22 protein-coding genes and 1 other annotated feature are annotated in these 20,031 nt (G+C 32.3%); of the genes, 10 read left to right on the top strand and 12 right to left on the bottom strand.

The features are described 5' to 3' along the window. Together CD121_RS05845 and CD121_RS12540 are read right to left on the bottom strand one after the other, a co-directional pair. A partial coding sequence (locus CD121_RS05845) for a hypothetical protein (RefSeq protein WP_143565113.1) occupies positions 1 to 468 on the bottom strand: 468 nt, incomplete at its 3' end. 195 nt (positions 469 to 663) lie between these two features. Beyond that, positions 664 to 1,305 (bottom strand): DUF443 family protein, encoded by a 642-nt coding sequence (locus CD121_RS12540; RefSeq protein WP_126567635.1) that lies wholly within the window; start codon positions 1,303 to 1,305, stop codon positions 664 to 666. Between the two features lie 148 nt (positions 1,306 to 1,453). Here CD121_RS12540 and CD121_RS05835 point away from each other — a divergent pair, with 148 nt between their 5' ends. Continuing rightward, a complete protein-coding gene (locus CD121_RS05835) occupies positions 1,454 to 2,101 on the top strand; it encodes a putative quinol monooxygenase (protein ID WP_126567634.1) in 648 nt (215 codons plus the stop codon). Positions 2,102 to 2,443: 342 nt separating this feature from the next. After that, entirely contained in the window at positions 2,444 to 3,424 is a 981-nt protein-coding gene (locus CD121_RS05830) for a tRNA dihydrouridine synthase (protein ID WP_126567633.1), read from the top strand. A gap of 183 nt (positions 3,425 to 3,607) precedes the next feature. Here the strand turns inward: CD121_RS05830 and CD121_RS05825 are convergent, their stop codons facing one another. From CD121_RS05825 to CD121_RS05815, 3 genes are all read right to left on the bottom strand, one after another. Further along, positions 3,608 to 4,336, bottom strand: coding sequence for a CHAP domain-containing protein (locus CD121_RS05825; protein WP_126567632.1), 729 nt, complete (start codon positions 4,334 to 4,336; stop codon positions 3,608 to 3,610). Between the two features lie 718 nt (positions 4,337 to 5,054). Next, positions 5,055 to 5,150: a type I toxin-antitoxin system Fst family toxin gene (locus tag CD121_RS05820; RefSeq protein ID WP_108000192.1), complete on the bottom strand. Its 96-nt coding sequence runs from the start codon at positions 5,148 to 5,150 to the stop codon at positions 5,055 to 5,057. Between the two features lie 64 nt (positions 5,151 to 5,214). Next, complete coding sequence (locus CD121_RS05815; protein ID WP_231290210.1) at positions 5,215 to 5,298, bottom strand: type I toxin-antitoxin system Fst family toxin; 84 nt, start codon at positions 5,296 to 5,298, stop codon at positions 5,215 to 5,217. Positions 5,299 to 5,392: 94 nt separating this feature from the next. Here CD121_RS05815 and CD121_RS05810 point away from each other — a divergent pair, with 94 nt between their 5' ends. Continuing rightward, positions 5,393 to 5,599 carry a DUF6440 family protein gene (locus CD121_RS05810; RefSeq protein ID WP_017637506.1) on the top strand — a complete coding sequence of 69 codons (207 nt, stop codon included), beginning with the start codon at positions 5,393 to 5,395 and terminating at the stop codon, positions 5,597 to 5,599. Positions 5,600 to 5,870: 271 nt separating this feature from the next. On the opposite strand, the gene CD121_RS05805 is transcribed toward CD121_RS05810, so the two are convergent. Genes CD121_RS05805 through CD121_RS05785 form a run of 5 tightly spaced genes read right to left on the bottom strand, consistent with a single transcriptional unit; the run spans position 5,871 to position 12,946 of the window. Further along, on the bottom strand, positions 5,871 to 6,614 hold the full coding sequence (locus tag CD121_RS05805) for a cyclase family protein (RefSeq protein ID WP_126567631.1): 744 nt from the start codon (positions 6,612 to 6,614) through the stop codon (positions 5,871 to 5,873). A 21-nt stretch (positions 6,615 to 6,635) separates the two neighbouring features. Then, positions 6,636 to 8,882, bottom strand: a complete 2,247-nt coding sequence (metE, locus tag CD121_RS05800) for a 5-methyltetrahydropteroyltriglutamate--homocysteine S-methyltransferase (RefSeq protein ID WP_126567630.1) — start codon at positions 8,880 to 8,882, stop codon at positions 6,636 to 6,638. Continuing rightward, positions 8,879 to 10,717 carry a bifunctional homocysteine S-methyltransferase/methylenetetrahydrofolate reductase gene (locus CD121_RS05795; protein WP_126567629.1) on the bottom strand — a complete coding sequence of 613 codons (1,839 nt, stop codon included), beginning with the start codon at positions 10,715 to 10,717 and terminating at the stop codon, positions 8,879 to 8,881. The genes metE and CD121_RS05795 overlap by 4 nt, the downstream gene beginning before the upstream one ends. Further along, on the bottom strand, positions 10,671 to 11,846 hold the full coding sequence (metC, locus tag CD121_RS05790; RefSeq protein ID WP_126567628.1) for a cystathionine beta-lyase MetC: 1,176 nt from the start codon (positions 11,844 to 11,846) through the stop codon (positions 10,671 to 10,673). The genes CD121_RS05795 and metC overlap by 47 nt, the downstream gene beginning before the upstream one ends. Next, positions 11,843 to 12,946 carry a PLP-dependent transferase gene (locus tag CD121_RS05785; protein ID WP_126567627.1) on the bottom strand — a complete coding sequence of 368 codons (1,104 nt, stop codon included), beginning with the start codon at positions 12,944 to 12,946 and terminating at the stop codon, positions 11,843 to 11,845. Before CD121_RS05785 ends, metC begins: the two co-directional genes overlap by 4 nt. A 62-nt stretch (positions 12,947 to 13,008) precedes the next feature. Further along, positions 13,009 to 13,387, bottom strand: a binding site (T-box leader). Between the two features lie 255 nt (positions 13,388 to 13,642). Here CD121_RS05785 and CD121_RS05775 point away from each other — a divergent pair. The 4 genes from CD121_RS05775 to ychF all read left to right on the top strand — a co-directional run bounded on the left by CD121_RS05775 (position 13,643) and on the right by ychF (position 16,821). Next, a complete protein-coding gene (locus CD121_RS05775; RefSeq protein ID WP_126567626.1) occupies positions 13,643 to 14,485 on the top strand; it encodes a ParB/RepB/Spo0J family partition protein in 843 nt (280 codons plus the stop codon). A gap of 124 nt (positions 14,486 to 14,609) precedes the next feature. After that, complete coding sequence (locus CD121_RS05770) at positions 14,610 to 15,488, top strand: mechanosensitive ion channel family protein (protein ID WP_046467355.1); 879 nt, start codon at positions 14,610 to 14,612, stop codon at positions 15,486 to 15,488. Positions 15,489 to 15,508: 20 nt separating this feature from the next. After that, complete coding sequence (locus CD121_RS05765; protein ID WP_017637499.1) at positions 15,509 to 15,712, top strand: DUF951 domain-containing protein; 204 nt, start codon at positions 15,509 to 15,511, stop codon at positions 15,710 to 15,712. A gap of 11 nt (positions 15,713 to 15,723) precedes the next feature. Further along, positions 15,724 to 16,821 (top strand): redox-regulated ATPase YchF, encoded by a 1,098-nt coding sequence (ychF, locus tag CD121_RS05760; RefSeq protein ID WP_017637498.1) that lies wholly within the window; start codon positions 15,724 to 15,726, stop codon positions 16,819 to 16,821. A 131-nt stretch (positions 16,822 to 16,952) separates the two neighbouring features. Here the strand turns inward: ychF and CD121_RS05755 are convergent, their stop codons facing one another. Together CD121_RS05755 and CD121_RS05750 are read right to left on the bottom strand one after the other, a co-directional pair. Further along, on the bottom strand, positions 16,953 to 17,144 hold the full coding sequence (locus CD121_RS05755; protein ID WP_017637497.1) for a hypothetical protein: 192 nt from the start codon (positions 17,142 to 17,144) through the stop codon (positions 16,953 to 16,955). A 64-nt stretch (positions 17,145 to 17,208) separates the two neighbouring features. After that, positions 17,209 to 18,030, bottom strand: coding sequence for a GH25 family lysozyme (locus tag CD121_RS05750; RefSeq protein ID WP_046467356.1), 822 nt, complete (start codon positions 18,028 to 18,030; stop codon positions 17,209 to 17,211). 378 nt (positions 18,031 to 18,408) lie between these two features. On the opposite strand from CD121_RS05750, the gene rpsF reads away from it, so the two are divergent. Genes rpsF through rpsR form a run of 3 tightly spaced genes read left to right on the top strand, consistent with a single transcriptional unit; the run spans position 18,409 to position 19,528 of the window. After that, entirely contained in the window at positions 18,409 to 18,705 is a 297-nt protein-coding gene (gene rpsF, locus CD121_RS05745) for a 30S ribosomal protein S6 (protein WP_017637495.1), read from the top strand. A gap of 21 nt (positions 18,706 to 18,726) precedes the next feature. Further along, positions 18,727 to 19,242 (top strand): single-stranded DNA-binding protein, encoded by a 516-nt coding sequence (ssb, locus tag CD121_RS05740; protein WP_017637494.1) that lies wholly within the window; start codon positions 18,727 to 18,729, stop codon positions 19,240 to 19,242. 43 nt (positions 19,243 to 19,285) lie between these two features. Beyond that, the gene (gene rpsR, locus CD121_RS05735) at positions 19,286 to 19,528 is read left to right on the top strand and encodes a 30S ribosomal protein S18 (RefSeq protein ID WP_002451519.1); all 243 of its coding nucleotides are present in this window, start codon (positions 19,286 to 19,288) and stop codon (positions 19,526 to 19,528) included. The last annotated feature ends 503 nt before the right edge of the window (positions 19,529 to 20,031 follow it).

The following is a 20,031-nucleotide window of genomic DNA, read 5'->3' as shown; positions in this document are numbered from 1 at the left end:
TAGATATGTAGATAAAGGCATGAGTATCATAAATAAAATTATATTAATTATATAATGATCAAACATTCCTATAAATATTATTAAAACCAAAATTATATTAAAAAAATTTAATAAACCATGTAAAAACTTTTCAGTTTTTCTAGCTTCGCTATTTAATTTCTCTGGATAATTATGTGAAGAATGGATAGCAAAGGTCACTGCATCTTTTATACCATTGCCAAAAATCACGGTGATGAGAGATATTAATGCTGAATATTCTATATTAATTTTAGTATGATTATTATCATTACTTAGTATATTATTATCATGAAGTATACTAGCTGAAAATATAATTGTCCCATAACCTAATGAAATAATGACCCAAGTAAAAAACTTAATTACTTTTGTTGGAGGTAAGTTGTTGTATTTATAAGCGAGGTTTTTATATTGACTGCATAGAAACAATTTTTTAATTTTTAATTTTTTCACTTTTAAACTCCCATATACTTATATTCTTTAACTTTTGTATCTATATTATATGTATTCCCTTTAGATTTCGCTTATTTTGTATTTTCACATCTAAATATAAGCCAATAAATCAATTTTTATTCATTATGAACCAATTTAAATTTATTATTTTTTCTATGGTCTCTATTACTACTGGGTTAATCTCAACCAACTCCGCTAATTGTAAATTTTACTTTTAACACTACCAAGATTTAATGTCATAGTATTTAAGAAACTATGAAAGACTAATAAGATTATCCAAAAAATAAAAATTATGTAATTTAATTCATGTTGTATAAACAACATATCTATGCCTACTAATAAATTGAAGGTTAAAACCAAGAACAATACCAGTATCGTAGCTATATGTTTCAATGATGGTTTTATTCTTAATTTACACTTAGAAGTTGACGAATCAGAAAAGTGAATTTTGATTTTTCTGTTTAATCTATAATGTAATAAAAAAATAGATAATAAGATGATTAAAAATAATATAATTGCAGTAATCAAATTAATAGGAAGCGTTGCTATTCTAATTAGTGGTCTCAATAGAACTGGAATAAGTACTGAAAACCCTATAACTAAAGGTAACTGTTTATTTTTTATAGTTTTTGTACTATTATCTTCAGTAAGTTTATTATATTCATCTATACTTATTTTATAAGCATTTAAAGGTAACCAATTTATCATTGGAATAATATAAGAGATATAACTTTGTTGTAAATCTATTAAATATATTTGCCGATCAACTGTAAAAAATTTATATCTATTATTATTAGGCAAGAAATCTATATGGCCTTTCACTATTACCAACTCCATTCTAATTATAAAATATTTTATCAATTATAATGTATAATTTATAGATATATTGCTGTTTTTTACAAAAATTCAAATATTATAACTTTTTGTGCCTTCTTGATATGTAACGTTGTAAGATTTTATAAAGTAGGGGTAGGTGGAATACAATATGACAAAGCCAATCGTACATTTATTTAAGTTGGGTATTGAAGAATCAAATAAACATATTTTTCATCATGCAGGTGTTCACAATTTAACTACATCTTATAAAAATGAAGTAGGTACATTAGCAATGTATAGTAGTTATTTAAAAGGTAATCCAGGAGAGTTTATTATTCTAGAAGTTTATGAGGACACAGAAGCTTATCAAACTCACGTTAATTCAAATCAATATAAGTATTTTATTGACCATGTGGGAAAGCATTTAACTAAACAAGTTAAATATGAAGTTGAACCACTATTTTTAAAAGAAAAAATGTCTTCTCAACAGTGTGTTGAACCAAATCAATATCTTTTAAAATTTGCTCAAATAGACATTGAGGAAGATCAACAGAATACATTTGAAGACAGTGTGTTAACGAATATGGAAGCATCAATGAACAAAGAAGAAGATGTATTAGCAATGTATGCATTGAGAGATGTTAATCAACATAATAAATACTATTTTTATGAAGTTTATCAGAATGAACAGGCATATGAAGCACATTGTGAAACTACACATTTTAAAAACTATATCCAACAAACTAAAGATATTCTTAATGATAAGAAACTATATAACTTAGAAAATGATGTTTTTGTTACTCAAGGTAAACTTTAATTTGAGTGATATTATGGGTGTAACTAAAAGATATATAATAGATAATTAATTTGTGTATATAAACACTTAAAATGAATTGATACTAGTGATATAATACTATTAACAAGAACTTCGTGTATTATATGCACCAATCCCTTTACTATTACTGATAGTGAGGGGATTTTTTAGATGTTTTCTAAAACAGTATAATTTATATGACATCAATAATAGAAGAAGTTGATACTATCCTTTTTTCAGACTAATAGTTAGGCTAAATTCCTTTTGTATAAGTTCAGGATTTGTGGTAATATCATCATGCATAAAAATACGAGATACTAATAGATAAGAAGGTTTAAATATATTATGAAGGAAAATTTTTGGAGTGAATTGCCACGTCCGTTTTTCATTTTAGCTCCTATGGAAGATGTGACGGATATTGTCTTTCGTCATGTCGTGAGTGAAGCAGCTAGACCGGATGTGTTTTTCACTGAGTTTACAAATACAGAGAGTTTTTGTCATCCAGAAGGTGTACACAGTGTTCGTGGACGTTTAACATTTAGTGAAGATGAACAGCCGATGGTTGCGCATATTTGGGGCGATAAACCCGAGCAATTCCGTGAAACGAGCGTCCGTTTAGCAGAGATGGGCTTTAAAGGCATTGATTTAAATATGGGTTGCCCTGTAGCGAACGTTGCTAAAAAAGGTAAAGGATCTGGCTTAATTTTACGACCTGAAGTTGCGGCTGAAATTATTCAAGCGACTAAAGAAGGCGGATTACCTGTAAGTGTTAAAACGAGATTAGGTTACTATGAAATTGACGAATGGAGAGATTGGTTGAGACACGTTTTCGAACAAGATATCGCAAATCTTTCTATTCATCTTCGTACACGTAAAGAAATGAGTAAAGTCGACGCACACTGGGAACTCATCGAAGCCATTAAACAATTGCGAGATGAAATTGCGCCAAATACACTATTAACAATTAATGGTGACATTCCAGATAGACAAACAGGTCTTGAACTTGCTGAAAAATATGGCGTTGATGGTGTCATGATTGGTAGAGGTATTTTCCACAATCCATTTGCCTTTGAAAAAGAACCACGTGAACATACGAGTAAAGAATTATTAGGATTGTTAAGACTACATTTATCATTATTCCAAAAATATGATAAAGACGAAGCCAAACAATTCAAAAGCTTACGCAGATTCTTCAAAATATACGTGAGAGGAATTAAAGGTGCTAGTCAATTGAGACACCAATTGATGGAGACAAAATCGATAGCCGAAGCACGTGAACTGCTTGATGAATTTGAATCTAATATAGAAGAAGACATAGAAATTTAAGACGTGAGACTATTGGAAAAGAGCTTTTCGTCATTATAATATTAAATACATCAAACACCCCTGTTAACCATATGGCTAGCAGGGGTGTTTTTGGATATTTATCGTATTTTTAATCGCTTTTTATTTATAAGATAAACAGTTAAACATTTTCAAGTTTCAAAAACATATGTCGAATTCAAACTTTTATAAGTGGATATAATTGTAAGATTTAGCTTGGCTAGCTGAAATCGTACGTGTATCTGTTACATAAGGTCCGCCTGAATAGTTCATTTCTGAAACAGTTACAGATCCATCACTACCGACACTTTCTACATAAGCCACGTGACCATAAGTACCTTCAGATGTTTGTAGGATAGAACCTTTTTCAGGACTATTGTCTACAGTATAACCAGAAGATTGTGCTGCACTTGCCCAGTTGTTCGCATTGCCCCATGTACTAGGGATTTTTCCACCAGTTCTATCATAAACATACCAAGTACATTGTCCAGCAGTGTATAAGTTACCAGATGTAGATGATGTTGTTTGTTTTGAAGTTGATGTAGTTGTAGATGAACTACTTGATGATGAGCTAGAGCTGCTTGAACTTGATGACGAACTATTACTTACTGATGTTGAAGTTGATGCGTTGTTATTATGATTGAATGATTGTTGTTTAAACTGAGGTTGTTTATAACCGCTAGATTGATGATTATATTGCGGATGCCATTGACCATTCATTTGATTATAATTTTGATGATTTTGTTGATTAAATTGTCCATTAAACCCTCTAGGTCCTTGTTGATTAAATTGACCTTGTTGTTGAGGTGCTTGATGGTGATTATATTCTGCAGCGTCTGCATGATTAGCATTTATTCCTATTGCTGCTACACCGATGCCTGCTGTTAGAGTTGAAATTGTAACGATTTTTTTCATAATAAATAAGTCCTCCCAAAAATTTGTGATTCTACCATTGATTGAAGTAGCGATTGGTAGAATACACTGTCAGTTTTATTTATATTTTTTCGTCGCTCCCAACGACAAGGTTTACTCTAACAGAAGAATTTGAGGTTATGGGCGATGTTACGTTTTCGTAATTGAAATTCAACTCAGTTGCACATCTCCGTAACAAAAGACTTTCCAATATTACTTGCTGTAACAAAACGTGAAGTGTAGATGTTTACTATATTAATTTAATATTTTGGCTTTATTGAATGCGCATTAACATTACAGGAAATTGTAATAATTGAGAGAGAGGGATTTATGGTTAAAGTGATTAATATGAGTTCTATTATTTCTCAAAATAAAACAAGCACTCGCATTGAGTGCTTATTAATTTATGTGAATAGAATGAATATGACGAATAGAGTAAGAATGGTGAAAGCAATGACTTTTACTATCATTTGCTTATGAATCCAAGGAAAATATTGAATATGCACTTAAGAAAATACGTGAATATGTAGATGGAATCTAAGGGAAATAGAAGAATTGTCTATTATAAATACAGGATAAAAAATAAAGGTTTGATATCTTATTCGATACATAAAGTATATTTATTTTTTTAAGTGTATTATGTTACTATATAAGCAACAGTAGTGTTAATATTTCTTAGCTAATGATGTAGCTAAATAATTATTAGCACGACTAAAGTCACCTATTTATCGTTACGCTTACGTAGCCAATACGCAAACATAGCAACGATGCAGCCACTTATTGCAGTGGTCTTGATATGATTAAACACTTTATTTATATCATGCACCAACCCCCCCTAACTACGCCTATAGTTAGGGGATTTTTAGTGTGGCTAAAGTCACCTATTTATCGTTGCGTTTACGTTGCCAATGCGTAAACAAAGCAACGATGCAGCCACTTATCATAGTGGCTTGTTCATAGCATATGCTACTTTTCTTAATGGCAACCAAATTATACGTTTCAAATAATAGTTTAGTGAAATAGATAATTAGAGATTGATAATAAAGGAGGCTTTAATTGATGTTTAATAACAAAAAGAATGATAATCGATTTAATGTAGAAAATGTCTCTAAGAACTCAAATGTACGTTGTTATGTATTAACTGATAAAGATACGGGCATTCAATATCTTGCGACATGGGTTAGTACAGGCGGTGGCATTACACCTTTATTAGATGAAAACGGTAATGTATCTAAAGTAGACACAACTTCATTGAAAGATGATTAATATACATATTTATTTTTAAAGGAGGTTTTACCTTGTTACCTATGATCATAGGTGGAATAGTAACTATCCTTATTTTAATAAGTATTAGCAAAGTTTTTAATGGCAATGAAAAGTAAAAGACTACATAAAATGATGTAATTATAAATGCAACGGGTAGAGCGCACTTTAAATAGTACGTTACCCGTTGCATGATTTATATTAGGGAGTGTTTTATCGTTATTTTGGATATGTGTCAACGCTCAAGTACAGAATAGGGGGGGCTCTATACTTACTAGGGCTTTATCGCAAATGCGCGAACTGGGAAACCAGGTGCGTCTTTAGGTTTAGGGCTGATTGCATAAATGACGGCACCACGTGTAGGTAATTGATCTAGGTTAGTTAATAATTCGACTTGGAATGTATCTTTCCCTAAAACATATCGTTCTCCTACAATATCGCCGTTTTTAGCAATATCAACTGAAGCATCAGTATCAAATGTTTCATGGCCAACTGATTTAATATGACGTTCTTCAATTAAGAACTTGAGTGCGTCTAATCCCCAACCAGGTAAATGCTGGTTACCATCTTCATCTTTGTTTTCAAATGCTTCGATATCTGGCCAACGTTTAGACCAATCTGTGCGCAGTGCAACAAATGTACCATCTTCAATTTGACCATTTTCAGCTTCCCACTGTTCTAAATGTTCGCGAGTTACAATAAAATCTGGGTTTTCTGCAACTTCTTTTGAAAAATCTAAGACAATCAATGGTAATACTAATTCTTTTAAATCTAATTCCTCAAGATATCTTTGATTTTCAACAAAATGAATAGGTGCGTCTATGTGTGTACCATATTGGGTTACAATATTCCATCTTTGCACATAGAAACCATGTTCTTTAACTGTAAATAATGTAGATACTTCACCTTTTTCAAAATCACTGAACCTTGGAATATCAGGGTCGAAAGTATGTGTTAAATCGACCCATGTTGATTCTTTCAATTGATTTAATTGATCCCATAAAGGATAGTTTGTCATAAGCATCACCCTTAATTTATTTTATGCTGTTGTAGCATTATTTTCTTCACGTTTCTTTCTTACTGCGTTAACTAGTACAGTTAATGCTTCTTTAACCTCATCTTCTTTACGTGTTTTTAATCCGCAGTCTGGATTTACCCAGAATAATGAGCGATCAATTTGCTGTAAAGAACGATTAATAGCAGTTGTAATTTCATTTTCTGTAGGAATACGAGGACTATGGATATCATATACCCCTAAACCAATACCTAAGTCATAATTAATATCTTCAAAGTCTTTAATCAAATCACCATGACTACGAGATGTTTCAATAGAAATCACGTCTGCATCTAGATCATGGATGGCATGAATGATTTGACCAAATTGAGAATAACACATATGCGTATGAATTTGTGTTTCATCTTTGACGGATGATGTTGCTAATTTAAATGAATGTACGGCATCTTTAAGATATTGTTCATGGTATTCAGAACGAAGCGGTAAACCTTCTCGTAGGGCTGGTTCGTCTACTTGGATTACTTTAATACCATTTTCTTCTAATGCTAATACTTCAGCATCAATAGCTAAGGCGATTTGATCTTGTACTGTTTTGCGTGGGATATCTACACGTTCAAATGACCAGTTTAAAATTGTAACTGGACCAGTAAGCATACCTTTAACCGGCTTATCAGTTAAACTTTGAGCATAAACAGTTTCTTTAACTGTTAATGGCTCAGTCCATTTAACATCACCATAAATAACAGGTGGTTTTACAGCACGTGAACCATATGATTGAACCCAACCAAATTTGGTAACTAAAAATCCTTGTAATTTCTCTCCGAAGAATTCAACCATGTCGTTTCGTTCGAATTCACCATGTACAAGTACATCAAGTCCAATCTCTTCTTGAATTTTGATCCAACGAGCAATTTCATTTTCTAAAAATTCATTATAGGCTTCGTCTGAAATACGATTATTTTTCCAATCAGCACGGAATTTACGAACTTCTCGTGTTTGTGGGAATGAACCGATAGTAGTTGTTGGTAAATCTGGTAAGTTCAATCTTTCGTATTGTGCTTGCTTACGTTGTGAGAATGGTGATTGACGTTGTGTTGGAACACTATCAAAATCATACTCTAAGTTTTTAAATGACTGACTTTGGAATCGTTCATATCGAGATTTAAGTTCATCAAATTTAGTAGTGTCATTGTCGTTAAATACACGACGTAAAGCATCTAATTCATCTAATTTTTCAGTCGCAAAGCTTAAACCTTCAGCGATAGATTCATCTAGCGTTTCGTCATCTAATGAAACAGGGACGTGTAATAATGAAGATGATGGTTGAATAACAATATTTTGTGCATATTGTTGTAATGTTTCAATAAGTGATTTTTTAGATTCGATATCAGCAGCCCAAACGTTTCGGCCATCAATGATACCTGCGTATAAAGTTTTATTCTTATCAAATTCACTAGCTTTAATTTGTTCTAAGTTGAATCCATGATCATGAACGAAGTCTAATCCTAAACCGCCAACTGGTAACGTACTTAAGAATTTAAGATTTACACGTTCAAAATATGTTTGAATAACTAATTTTTCTCCTAAACCTGCTTCTGCAAAATAATCATAAGCTTCTTTAGTAATACTTTCATAACTTTCACTTTCATCTGTAACCAAGACTGGCTCATCAACTTGGATATATTCAGCGCCGGCGTCAACAAGTGATTGTAGTACTTCTTTATATAATGGAAGTAACGTTTTTACTTTTTCTTCAAATGATTGGTGACCACCTTTTGATAATTTTACGAAGGTAATCGGTCCTACAATAACAGGGTGTGCATTAACACTAATTGATTGTGCATATTTAAATCGTTCTAATAATACATTATGATTTACTTTTGGCTCCGCGTTATCCCATTCAGGTACAATGTAGTGATAATTTGTGTTAAACCATTTAATTAAGGCACTTGCGACATGTTCTTTATTACCACGTGCAATATCAAATAACAAGTCATCGTTGACTTCTCTGCCTTGGAAACGTTCCGGAATGATGTTGAATAATAATGATGTATCTAAGATATGGTCGTATAAAGAGAAATCACCTACAGGAATACTGTCTAAATTATAATTTTTTTGTAGTAAAAGGTTCTCTTTGTGTAAGTCAGTTAGTGTTTGATCTAAAGTTGGTTTATCAATTTTTTGAGCCCAATAGCTCTCGATAGCTTTCTTCCATTCTCTTTTTCTACCTAATCTTGGGAATCCTAAGTTTGATGTTTTAATTGTTGTCATAATATTGCCTCCTTATGAGTGGTAATAGATTTTGAATATGCTGCTAGTTCTAATGAATAATCGACCTTTTGAAAAGGTGTGATAATGTACAATCCATTAAAGTATTCATGTACCGTGTCGATAAGTTCCTTAGAAAGTCTAAGGCTAAGTTCTTTTGTTTTTTCTTTATCATCTTTAACTGCTTTGAATTGATTAAGTACATCTTCTGACATTTTTATGCCAGGTACTTCGTTGTGTAAAAATAGAGCATTGTTATAACTTGCGATTGGCATAATACCTATAAAGAAAGGTGTATTTAAGTGTTTCGTAGCTTCATAGACCTGTTTAATCTTTTCTTTACTATATACAGGTTGTGTTATGAAATAGCTCATACCACTTGCTACTTTCTTTTCAAGGCGTTTAACTGCTCCATCAAGTTTTCTTACATTCGGATCAAATGCTCCGGCGATGTTAAAGTTCGTATGTTTCTTCAGCGCATCACCATCTGTGTTAATACCTTGGTTAAAGCGAAGTGCGATTTCAGTTAAACCTTTTGAGTTAACATCATAGACATTAGTTGCTCCTGGTAAATGACCGACTTTGGAAGGGTCACCTGTAATGGCTAAAATTTCATTTACGCCAATTAATGATAGGCCTAACAGATGAGATTGTAAGCCTATTAGATTTCGGTCACGACAAGTAATATGAACTAACGGTTCAATGTTGAATCGTTGTTTGATAATACTTGCAGCAGCAATGTTACTAACACGTACAGTAGCTAATGAATTATCTGCTAGAGTGACGGCATCAATATCGGCATCATCAAGTTTGCCAATATTATTAAAGAATTGTTCAGTGTCTAAATGTTTAGGTGTATCAAGTTCGACTATAACTGTAGGTCCTTGTTTGACCTTTGAAGTCAGAGACTGTTTGAAACTAATATCTTTCTCGCGGTTAACTTTCTTATGAATTGGTATAACGTTTTTATGATTGACCGGTTTTAAATTAGAAACTGATGTTTTAATGTAATTAATATGTTCAGGAGTGGTGCCGCAACAACCACCTATTAATCTCACACCTTCGTGTATTAATTCCTGAGCTATATCACCAAAATATTGAGCGTTATCACTATATTTAAATTCACTATTCTTAATATCTAATAAGCTTGCGTTCGGATAGCAGGAAAGAAAAGCATTATTAGGTAATTCAATATGTGAAAATGAACGTTGCATATGATGTGGACCGTGATGACAATTGAGTCCTACAATATCTGCACCACATTCTACAAGATGTTTTAACGCATCGTTGATAGGTGTTCCATCTACCAAATAATTTGTATTTGAAGCGGTCAATTGCGCTACGATTGGAATGTCATATTTTCTTTTAGTAGAAACGATAATGCCTGTTAATTCTTCTAAATCATAATAAGTTTCGAATAATAGGGCATCTACACCTTCATCTACTAAAGTATCTATTTGATTTTCCGTGTGATATTGAATTGTTGAAAGACTTAATTCATCTTGTTTAACGCCTCTAAAGCCACCCACTGTTCCTAATATGAAAGTGTTATTATTTGCGGCTTTTTTAGCAATTTGGACAGCGGCTTTGTGAATTTCTTTAACTTTATGTTCTAAACCAAAGACTTTTAACTTTTCAAAATTGGCTCCATACGTATTGGTTTGAATAACATCAGCGCCAGCTTCTATATAGGATCGATGGATACGTTCAACCTTTTCAGGATGCGTTAAGTTATAAGCTTCAGGGCAGGTGTCCAAGCCTTCGGAATAAAGAATAGTTCCCATTGCACCGTCAGCTACTAAAACGTTGTTCTGTAATTTCTTCAGGAATTGACTCATTAAATGCCTCCTTTAAAGCGTAGTTGATGTCAGCAATGAGTTCATCCGGATTTTCTAATCCTACGCTTAAGCGGAATAATCCAAATGTAATACCTCTTTCGTTTCTAATATTTTCTGGTATTGCTGCATGTGACATGGTGGCAGGATGAGATAATATCGTCTCAACACCGCCTAAACTTACTGACACGAGTGGGATAGTAAGGGCATCTACAAATGCTTGGGCTTTTGTTTCATCTTTTAACCTAAAGCCAATAACTGCTCCACCGGTCTTAGCTTGTTTGAGATGTATTTTGTTATTTCCTGGGTAATATACTTCGGATATTTCATTTCTTTGACTTAAAAATGTTACTAGTTGTTCTGCATTTGCTACAGACTGTCTGAATCTGACAGGAAATGTTTTAAGATGTTTGGCTAATGTCCAACTATCATATGAAGATAAGGCATTTCCAGTACCATTTTGTATTAAATATAATGCGTCAGCTACATCTTCACGATTAGTGATGACCGCGCCAGCAAGTAGGTCGCTATGTCCACCTAAAAATTTAGTTGCACTATGAATGACAATATCTGCACCTAGTTCTAGAGGGGATTGGCCTAGTGGTGTCATAAATGTATTGTCAACTGCTAGTAATAATTGATGTGTTTTAGCTATTTTTGCAACGGCTCTTATATCTGTCACTTTAAAACAGGGGTTAGATGGTGTTTCTACATAAATTAACTTTGTATTAGGTTGAACAGCTTTTTTAATATTTTCTGATTGCGTAGCGTCTACTGTTGTAAACTCGATATTAAATCGTTTTAAAATATCTTCTGTTAAGCGAAAAGTACCACCATATACATCATTAGGTAATATGACATGGTCACCAGTTTTTAAAGTAAGTAAAACTGCAGATATTGCTGCTATGCCAGAAGCAAAAGCATATCCATATTTTCCATTTTCTAAGTGTGCCAATTTTTCTTCTAAAATTGTTCTGTTTGGGTTACCACTTCTTGCATAGTCATATAACTGATTGCCACCAAGTTGATCTTGATGAAATGTTGATGAATCATAGTAAGGTGGATTTGCTGAAATATAATCTTTTCCGCGTCGTTCATCAAAAATCACTTCAGTATCTATTGATAAATTCATGAAATCACTCCTAATTTTGAATGCGCTAAAGCTTGAATAATATCTGCTTCAATATCGTTATAATCTTCTATTCCGACTGATAATCTAATTAACTGTTCATCGATACCACGTTTATCTTTCTCTACGTCAGGCATGTCAACGTGAGTTTGGGTATAGGGGAATGTAATAAATGTTTCAGTACCGCCTAAGCTTTCAGCAAAGATGCAAATATCTAAATTTTCCAAAAATTTAGGGACGCTAAACGCCTTATTGAGGCGTAAACTTAACATTCCAGTGCGACCACTATATAGTACTTCGTCAATTGCTTCTAATTTCTGGCATTTAGTAGCTAACTTTTTAGCGTTTTCTTGAGAACGATCAATACGAAGATGTAGTGTTTTAAGCCCTCTTTGTAATAAATAGCTATCTAAAGGTGAAAGGGTAGCGCCTATCATATTATGAAATTGTCCCAATTCTTCAGCTAAACTTTCATCTTTAACTGTTACTACACCAGCTAAAACATCATTGTGTCCGCCTATATATTTGGTTGCTGAATGTAAAACAATATCAGCGCCTTCTTCTAATGGTGTTGAGAGATATGGCGTTAAAAACGTATTATCAATGATTGTCAGTAAATGACGTTGTTTACTTAATACGTAGTATGGTGTGACATCAATATCTATCATTTGCGGATTTGAAATAGGTTCAATGAAAAGTGCTTTTGTTTGTGGTGTAATTGCCTTTTCAACTTCTTCATAATTTAGAAAATCAACGTATTTAAACTTCACGCCATATTGTTGTTCATAGAAATCAAATAATCTAAAAGTGCCGCCGTATAAATCAAAAGCGACTAAGACTTCATCTCCTGGTTTGAATAAATTACAAACTAACTGAATTGCAGCCATTCCGCTAGATGTCGCAAATGATGCAACACCTTTCTCTAATTTGGCGAATGATTCTTCAAATGCTGAGCGAGTAGGATTTTTAGTTCTTGTATAGTCATAACCTGTTGACTGACCTAGTTGAGGATGTTGGTAAGCAGTTGATAAATATATTGGATTTGCGATAGCTCCTGTATGATCTTTAGTTAAAGCTATTTGTGCTAATTCTGTATCCTTCATTACTATACCCTCCTTAATTAAAATAAAAAAGCTTCCGTCCTTTAAACCCGATAGATTCGGATGTAAAGGACGAAAGCTTTAGTTTCGTGGTACCACCTTTGTTTGCTACTTTATTGCTAAAGTAACCTCTATCAGTACACCATTTTGTTAAAATAAGAGGCCCTGATAAATAATAAGAATCACAAAATTATCATTAAAAAAACTCATTAATTCAAACTGAAGAAATGAGTATTAACGATAAAATGTGCGTCTAGAAATTCCAGTACGCCATTTAACAAAATGTTAATACTGTATCGCTATAACGGGCGAACCCGTTGATACCTCGTATTGGCATCAACACTCCAAGGCCATTTTCAAACTTTCTTTCAATATCTTCTCTCAGCGTGTGAAGATTCTCTGTATAAGCAGTGTAAGTTTTACTTTCCTTTTTATAGTGTGTAAAATGTTTCGTTTTGTAATTGTTAATACATAGCTTACATATAGTAGAATCATTTGTCAACAATTTTTCTGAAAATTTAGATTAAAAAATAAATTCAGATATTAACGTTTCGCTGATGACATAGTTAAAAACATGAAAAGAATTTCTTGTAAGTTATCATTACTACTTGTGAAAAAAGATGTAAATTTTTAAAATGAATAGAGATACGATATACATCAATATCAAAGCATTAAATTCATATAGAAAGATGTGAAAAAATGGCTCATCAAGAAGATCAAAGATTAAAATTAAACAAAGATGAACATATACATTCCGTTTCATTAGCATTAATCAAAACTAATCCTTATCAACCGAGAAAAACATTTGATGAGTATAAATTAAATGATTTGGCACAATCGATAAAACAACATGGTGTATTACAACCTATTGTTTTAAGAAAAACTGTTCAAGGTTACTATATTGTTGTAGGTGAGAGACGTTTTAGAGCATCCAAACAATTAGGTTTAACTGAAATTCCTGCAATTGTTAAAGATTTATCTGATGAAGATATGATGGAATTAGCCATCATTGAGAATTTACAACGAGAAGATTTAAACGCGATTGAAGAAGCTGAAAGTTATAAGAAACTTATGAAAGATTTAAATATAACACAACAAGAAGTAGCTCAACGACTTGCTAAATCACGTCCATATATTGCCAACATGTTGCGATTATTAAAACTTCCTACTGATGTTGCTAAGATGGTGAGAAATGGTGAATTATCTGGAGCCCATGGACGTACACTATTAGGTTTAAAATCTCCTCAAAAAATGAAATCAGTAGCTAAAAAAGCAGCTAAAGAATCATGGAGTGTAAGATACTTAGAAAGTTATATCAATGATTATTTAAACCAAAACTCCACAAAGACAAATACAGACGAAACTAAATTAAATAAACCTAAATTTATTCAAAAACAAGAAAGAGAACTCAAAGAACAATATGGTGCTAAAGTTGATATATCAACTAAAAAGAGTGTTGGAAAAATCACATTTGAATTCAAATCAGAAGAAGAATTTAAGTTGTTAATTAAACAACTTAATCAAAATTTTGATGAATCGTAATGATTAAAATAATTAAACTGCAATATATTAGTAGCTTATAAAACCGTAGACCGATTAAAAAATCGTGATTTTAAGATATAATGATTTAATTATGAAATGATTGAGATGAGGAGGTAATTACACAATGAATCAAGTCAAACATATCCTTTCTTCTTTATTAGAACCTCTTACAAAAGTAGAAACATATGAAAACTTAGCTATTAAAATTATTACGATTTTGATTTATATTGTAGCTGCTATTATTGTAATAAGTATTTTGAACAAAGTTATAGAACAAGGATTCAAAATTCAAAACAAAAGTAAAAAAGGAAATAAAAAACGTTCCAATACGTTAATATCACTCGTGCAAAATGTAGTTAAATATATAGTTTGGTTTATTGTTATTACTACAATTTTAAGTAAATTTGGTATCAGTGTTGAAGGAATTATAGCCAGTGCTGGTGTAGTAGGGCTAGCAGTTGGTTTTGGTGCGCAAACAATAGTTAAAGATATCATAACTGGATTTTTCATTATATTTGAAAATCAATTTGATGTTGGTGACTATGTTAAAATCAATAGCGGTGGTACTACAGTCGCTGAGGGAACTGTAAAATCTATCGGGCTTAGATCAACACGTATTAATACAATTTCTGGTGAATTAACAATCTTGCCAAATGGTAGTATGGGTGAAATTACTAATTTTTCTATTACTAATGGTACATCAATTGTAGCTATACCAGTTTCAGTAGAAGAAAATTTAGATCACGTTGAGAAAGAGTTAAATAAATTATTCCAATCACTTAGAAGTAAATATTACTTATTTGTGAGTGACCCAGTAGTAGAAGGTATTGATTCTATAGATAATAATAAAGTTACTATTAGAATTTCTGCTGAAACAATACCAGGCGAAGGTGCATCTGGAGGAAGAATTATTAGAAAAGAAGTACAACGATTATTTGTTAGAGAAAATATTAAGATGCCTAAACCTATTTTTGCCCCATACGATGAGCAAAAACGTGGCTAGTTATCATTGGAGGTAATTTCATGACGTCAAATTACGGAATAAATGATATAGTAGAAATGAAAAAACAACATGCATGTGGAACAAATCGTTTTAAAATCATAAGAATGGGCGCTGATATTAGAATTAAATGTGAAAATTGTCATCGTAGTATTATGATTCCACGTCAGACGTTTAATAAAAAATTAAAGAAAATTTTAGTATCCAATCAAGATACAGAAAGTTAGGAGAATGATTAATGGCTTTAACAGCAGGTATTGTAGGATTACCAAACGTAGGGAAGTCTACACTTTTTAATGCAATTACTAAAGCGGGGGCTTTAGCTGCGAACTACCCATTCGCAACAATTGATCCAAACGTAGGAATCGTAGAAGTTCCGGATTCACGTTTATTAAAATTAGAAGAAATGGTTCAACCTAAGAAAACGATTCCGACAACATTCGAATTCACGGATATTGCTGGTATTGTTAAAGGTGCATCAAAAGGTGAAGGTCTAGGAAATAAATTCTTATCACACATTAGAGAAGTAGATGCAATTTGCCAAGTTGTACGTGCGTTTGATGATGAAAATGTTACTCACGTTTCTGGACGAGTAAATCCATTAGATGACATTGAAGTTATCAACATGGAATTAGTATTAGCAGATTTAGAGTCAGTAGAGAAACGCTTACCTAAAATTGAAAAAATGGCTCGACAAAAAGATAAAACAGCAGAAATGGAATTACGCATTTTATCAAAAATCAAAGAAACATTAGAAGAAGGTAAACCAGTACGTAGTATTGAATTCAATGATGAAGATCAAAAATGGGTTAACCAAGCACAATTATTAACCTCTAAAAAAATGTTATATATTGCTAATGTTGGTGAAGATGAAATTGGCGATGAAGAAAACGATAAAGTTAAAGCAATTCGTGATTATGCTGCACAAGAAGATTCTGAAGTAATTGTAATTAGTGCGAAAATCGAAGAAGAAATAGCAACATTAGATGACGAAGATAAAGAAATGTTCTTAGAAGATTTAGGTATCGAAGAACCAGGATTAGATCGTTTAATTCGTACAACTTATGATTTATTAGGATTATCAACATACTTCACTGCTGGTGTACAAGAAGTACGTGCATGGACATTCGTACAAGGAATGACAGCACCTCAATGTGCCGGAATTATTCATACTGACTTCGAACGTGGTTTCATTCGTGCAGAAGTAACAAGTTATAGTGATTACGTTGAACATGGTGGAGAACATGGTGCTAAAGAAGCGGGTAGACAACGCTTAGAAGGTAAAGATTATATCATGCAAGATGGCGACATTGTCCACTTCAGATTTAATGTATAAACGTTAAATAATAGGGATTATAACTACTCTAGAATATCTAGAGTAGTTTTTTATATTAAAAAAAGCAATGTAGTGCTAGGTCGGAGTTGCTTAGTGACAGACTACATTGCTTGATTTAAAAATAATTTATTTTAAAAGAAGGGAATAGTTTCGCTTGCTTTAATAATATCTGTTGTTCTAAAAAATTGTTTACCTTCACCAGTATAGGCAGGTTCTAAAATCATATTTGCTTTAGCATTATACAACCATTCTGGGTGTAAACCACAATTTAATATATCCTGAAACTCTTGAAAGTCTTTATCCCAATCTAAATTCAATTTCATGTTTAACACCTCAATATTATTATAGAACAAGTGTTCGTATTTGTGAAGTGCTTTTTATAAAAATTTACGATGTAAACCATTTTGTGTTTACGTTTGAATCTACATAGTTAGCATCTACGTTCTGGTTTAACTCAGGTGAGTAGAAGCTATCAGTATATTGCCAAAGTACTTTTTCGCGAGTTGGTTCTTGAGCTTGATATGACGCTAACCAGTAACCATCGTATGAACTAACGGCATTTGCCACATTGTTTACCATAAAATTCTCATAAGAGTAGAATAGAACTTTTTTATCGCCAGCTAATTTTTTCATTTGGTTAGCCCATGCTATTGTGGCGGTATTAGCATCGCCAGAAGTAACAGTTTGTTGTTCGTAGTCATTAACATAAAATTCAGCTTTTGGCGCACGATTATATAACATTTTCGCTTCGTAGCGAGCATCGTCAGCATTTTCATACATACTATACGAATAAACACCAAACTTCATATTGTTCTTATCTAATAGTTCAGAATTATGTTGTAAACATTTATCGACATATTCAGATCCGTATTGTCCTCGAATGATTATAAAGTCATACTTTTTCTTTAATTGTTTGACTTGAGCGTCAGTCAAATTACCTTGCCATTCAGAAATATCTAATACTCGCTCACCATTATTTGTTGTTGCTGCACGAGATTTAGTTGAAAAAGTAGAACGATTTTGTGTTTTATTTTCAGCTTTTTCTGGATGTTTTTTCATATATTGTTGATAACCATAACCCATTGTGCCTTTTTCATTTTTATTGTCATCAGTATTTTTTGAATTTTCGTCAGCGTATGATAAATTGATACCTGAAATTGTAGTTAACATCGATGCGGCTAACACCGAGTATGATACTTTCTTTAACATATATGTACTCCTTTGTTTATAAAAATTAAATGCAATTAAATTAAAAACGTAACAATGATATTAATACAATTAAATTCTATTTACAATGATGAAAATTGCACAATATACCGATAGATTTTACTATGTAGATTAATGTTTATTTTTATAAAAAGTTATTAAAAAATTTATGCAAAAATAAGTGTGCGAACATTCTAAATTAATGGATAACTGTCAGTTACTAAGTTAATGATAATTTTTGAGGACTATGTATTATTAAATATGATTGTAAAAAGTAATACTCTGTGCTATAATTCTTGATTGTGAGTAATGAAAATTATTCCTTGCTTATCACAAAAATGATGGTAAGCCGTATAGACCACAAGGAGGTGCAAATATACAATGAGAACATATGAAATTATGTACATCGTACGTCCAAACATTGAAGAAGATGCGAAAAAAGCAGTTGTAGAACGCTTTAACGGTATCTTAGCTTCAGAAGGATCAGAAGTTTTAGAAGTAAAAGACTGGGGTAAACGTCGCCTAGCTTATGAAATCAATGATTTCAAAGAAGGTTTCTATAACATCGTACGTATCAAATCAGATAACAATAGAGCTACTGACGAATTCCAACGTTTAGCTAAAATCAATGACGATATCATTCGTTACATCGTTATCCGTGAAGACCAAGATAAGTAATAATTGGACGGGGGCGTTTAAATGATAAATAGAGTTGTATTAGTAGGTCGTTTGACGAAAGATCCAGAATACAGAACCACTCCCTCAGGCGTAAGTGTAGCGACATTTACTCTAGCAGTTAATCGTACTTTCACGAATGCTCAAGGGGAACGCGAAGCAGATTTCATTAACTGTGTTGTTTTTAGAAGACAAGCAGAAAATGTAAATAACTACTTATCTAAAGGTAGTTTAGCTGGCGTTGATGGTCGCATACAGTCACGTAGTTATGAAAATCAAGAAGGTCGTCGTATCTTTGTAACTGAAGTCGTTTGTGACAGTGTTCAATTCCTTGAACCTAAGAATTCACAAAACGGCGGTGGCCAACGTTCACAAAACAACGAATTCCAAGACTACGGTCAAGGATTCGGTGGTCAACAATCAGGACAAAATACTTCGTATAACAACAATTCATCTAAATCTAATTCAAATCAATCAGATAACCCATTTGCAAATGCAAACGGACCTATTGATATTAGTGATGATGATTTACCATTCTAAAAAATAACTAATTAAAAAATAAATTAAAAGGAGGCAGTTAACCATGGCAGGTGGACCAAGAAGAGGCGGACGTCGTCGTAAAAAAGTATGCTATTTCACAGCAAATGGTATTACTCATATCGATTATAAAGACACTGAATTATTAAAACGTTTTATCTCAGAACGCGGTAAAATTTTACCACGTCGTGTAACTGGTACTTCAGCTAAATATCAACGTATGTTGACAGCTGCTATCAAACGTGCACGTCATATGGCTTTATTACCATATGTTAAAGAAGAACAATAATATATAATTTATTGTCAAACCCCGTAAGCTTAATGCTTACGGGGTTATTTTTGTGTTTTGAAAATTTATTAGAATTTAAAAACAAAAAAGAGATAACCACAAAATGATTACCTCTTTCTTATAATGATTTATTTAACAAATAAAACATATATAACTCCCATAATCACACCTATTATAAACATTATCCATATTAAATGAGGATTAAATCTCCAACTCCTTGTATATGTTTTAGTTACTTTCTTTGCATACCATATATCTATTACTTTAGACAAAGCGCAAATTAGACCTAATATTAAAGGATATATTACAAAATTCATATCAACAGTCCTTTCTTTTAAATCATTAACTTATCAAAAATTTTATCGATCATATTCGATTAAGTTAGTGTTATTTAGTGATTACTTGGACCTTTTATGGTCATTTTTAACACACAATGGTTTTTCTACAAGATATTCTATAACAAATAAAAATATTCGATATATTTTAGGAGATGGTCATAAAAG

Source organism: Staphylococcus pasteuri (assembly GCF_003970495.1).
Classification (GTDB): domain Bacteria; phylum Bacillota; class Bacilli; order Staphylococcales; family Staphylococcaceae; genus Staphylococcus; species Staphylococcus pasteuri.
Note: the sequence above shows the minus strand (reverse complement) of the source record. Positions and strands in the feature narration are given on the sequence as shown.

Excerpts from the sequence above, each read along its gene's own strand:
- CD121_RS12540 (WP_126567635.1), bottom strand. The coding sequence starts at position 1,305 with ATGGAGTTGGTAATAGTGAAAGGCCATATAGATTTCTTGCCTAATAAT.
- CD121_RS05835 (WP_126567634.1), top strand. The coding sequence starts at position 1,454 with ATGACAAAGCCAATCGTACATTTATTTAAGTTGGGTATTGAAGAATCA.
- CD121_RS05830 (WP_126567633.1), top strand. The coding sequence starts at position 2,444 with ATGAAGGAAAATTTTTGGAGTGAATTGCCACGTCCGTTTTTCATTTTA.
- CD121_RS05825 (WP_126567632.1), bottom strand. The coding sequence starts at position 4,336 with ATGAAAAAAATCGTTACAATTTCAACTCTAACAGCAGGCATCGGTGTA.
- CD121_RS05810 (WP_017637506.1), top strand. The coding sequence starts at position 5,393 with ATGTTTAATAACAAAAAGAATGATAATCGATTTAATGTAGAAAATGTC.
- CD121_RS05805 (WP_126567631.1), bottom strand. The coding sequence starts at position 6,614 with ATGACAAACTATCCTTTATGGGATCAATTAAATCAATTGAAAGAATCA.
- metE (WP_126567630.1), bottom strand. The coding sequence starts at position 8,882 with ATGACAACAATTAAAACATCAAACTTAGGATTCCCAAGATTAGGTAGA.
- CD121_RS05795 (WP_126567629.1), bottom strand. The coding sequence starts at position 10,717 with ATGAGTCAATTCCTGAAGAAATTACAGAACAACGTTTTAGTAGCTGAC.
- metC (WP_126567628.1), bottom strand. The coding sequence starts at position 11,846 with ATGAATTTATCAATAGATACTGAAGTGATTTTTGATGAACGACGCGGA.
- CD121_RS05785 (WP_126567627.1), bottom strand. The coding sequence starts at position 12,946 with ATGAAGGATACAGAATTAGCACAAATAGCTTTAACTAAAGATCATACA.
- CD121_RS05775 (WP_126567626.1), top strand. The coding sequence starts at position 13,643 with ATGGCTCATCAAGAAGATCAAAGATTAAAATTAAACAAAGATGAACAT.
- CD121_RS05770 (WP_046467355.1), top strand. The coding sequence starts at position 14,610 with ATGAATCAAGTCAAACATATCCTTTCTTCTTTATTAGAACCTCTTACA.
- CD121_RS05765 (WP_017637499.1), top strand. The coding sequence starts at position 15,509 with ATGACGTCAAATTACGGAATAAATGATATAGTAGAAATGAAAAAACAA.
- ychF (WP_017637498.1), top strand. The coding sequence starts at position 15,724 with ATGGCTTTAACAGCAGGTATTGTAGGATTACCAAACGTAGGGAAGTCT.
- CD121_RS05755 (WP_017637497.1), bottom strand. The coding sequence starts at position 17,144 with ATGAAATTGAATTTAGATTGGGATAAAGACTTTCAAGAGTTTCAGGAT.
- CD121_RS05750 (WP_046467356.1), bottom strand. The coding sequence starts at position 18,030 with ATGTTAAAGAAAGTATCATACTCGGTGTTAGCCGCATCGATGTTAACT.
- rpsF (WP_017637495.1), top strand. The coding sequence starts at position 18,409 with ATGAGAACATATGAAATTATGTACATCGTACGTCCAAACATTGAAGAA.
- ssb (WP_017637494.1), top strand. The coding sequence starts at position 18,727 with ATGATAAATAGAGTTGTATTAGTAGGTCGTTTGACGAAAGATCCAGAA.
- rpsR (WP_002451519.1), top strand. The coding sequence starts at position 19,286 with ATGGCAGGTGGACCAAGAAGAGGCGGACGTCGTCGTAAAAAAGTATGC.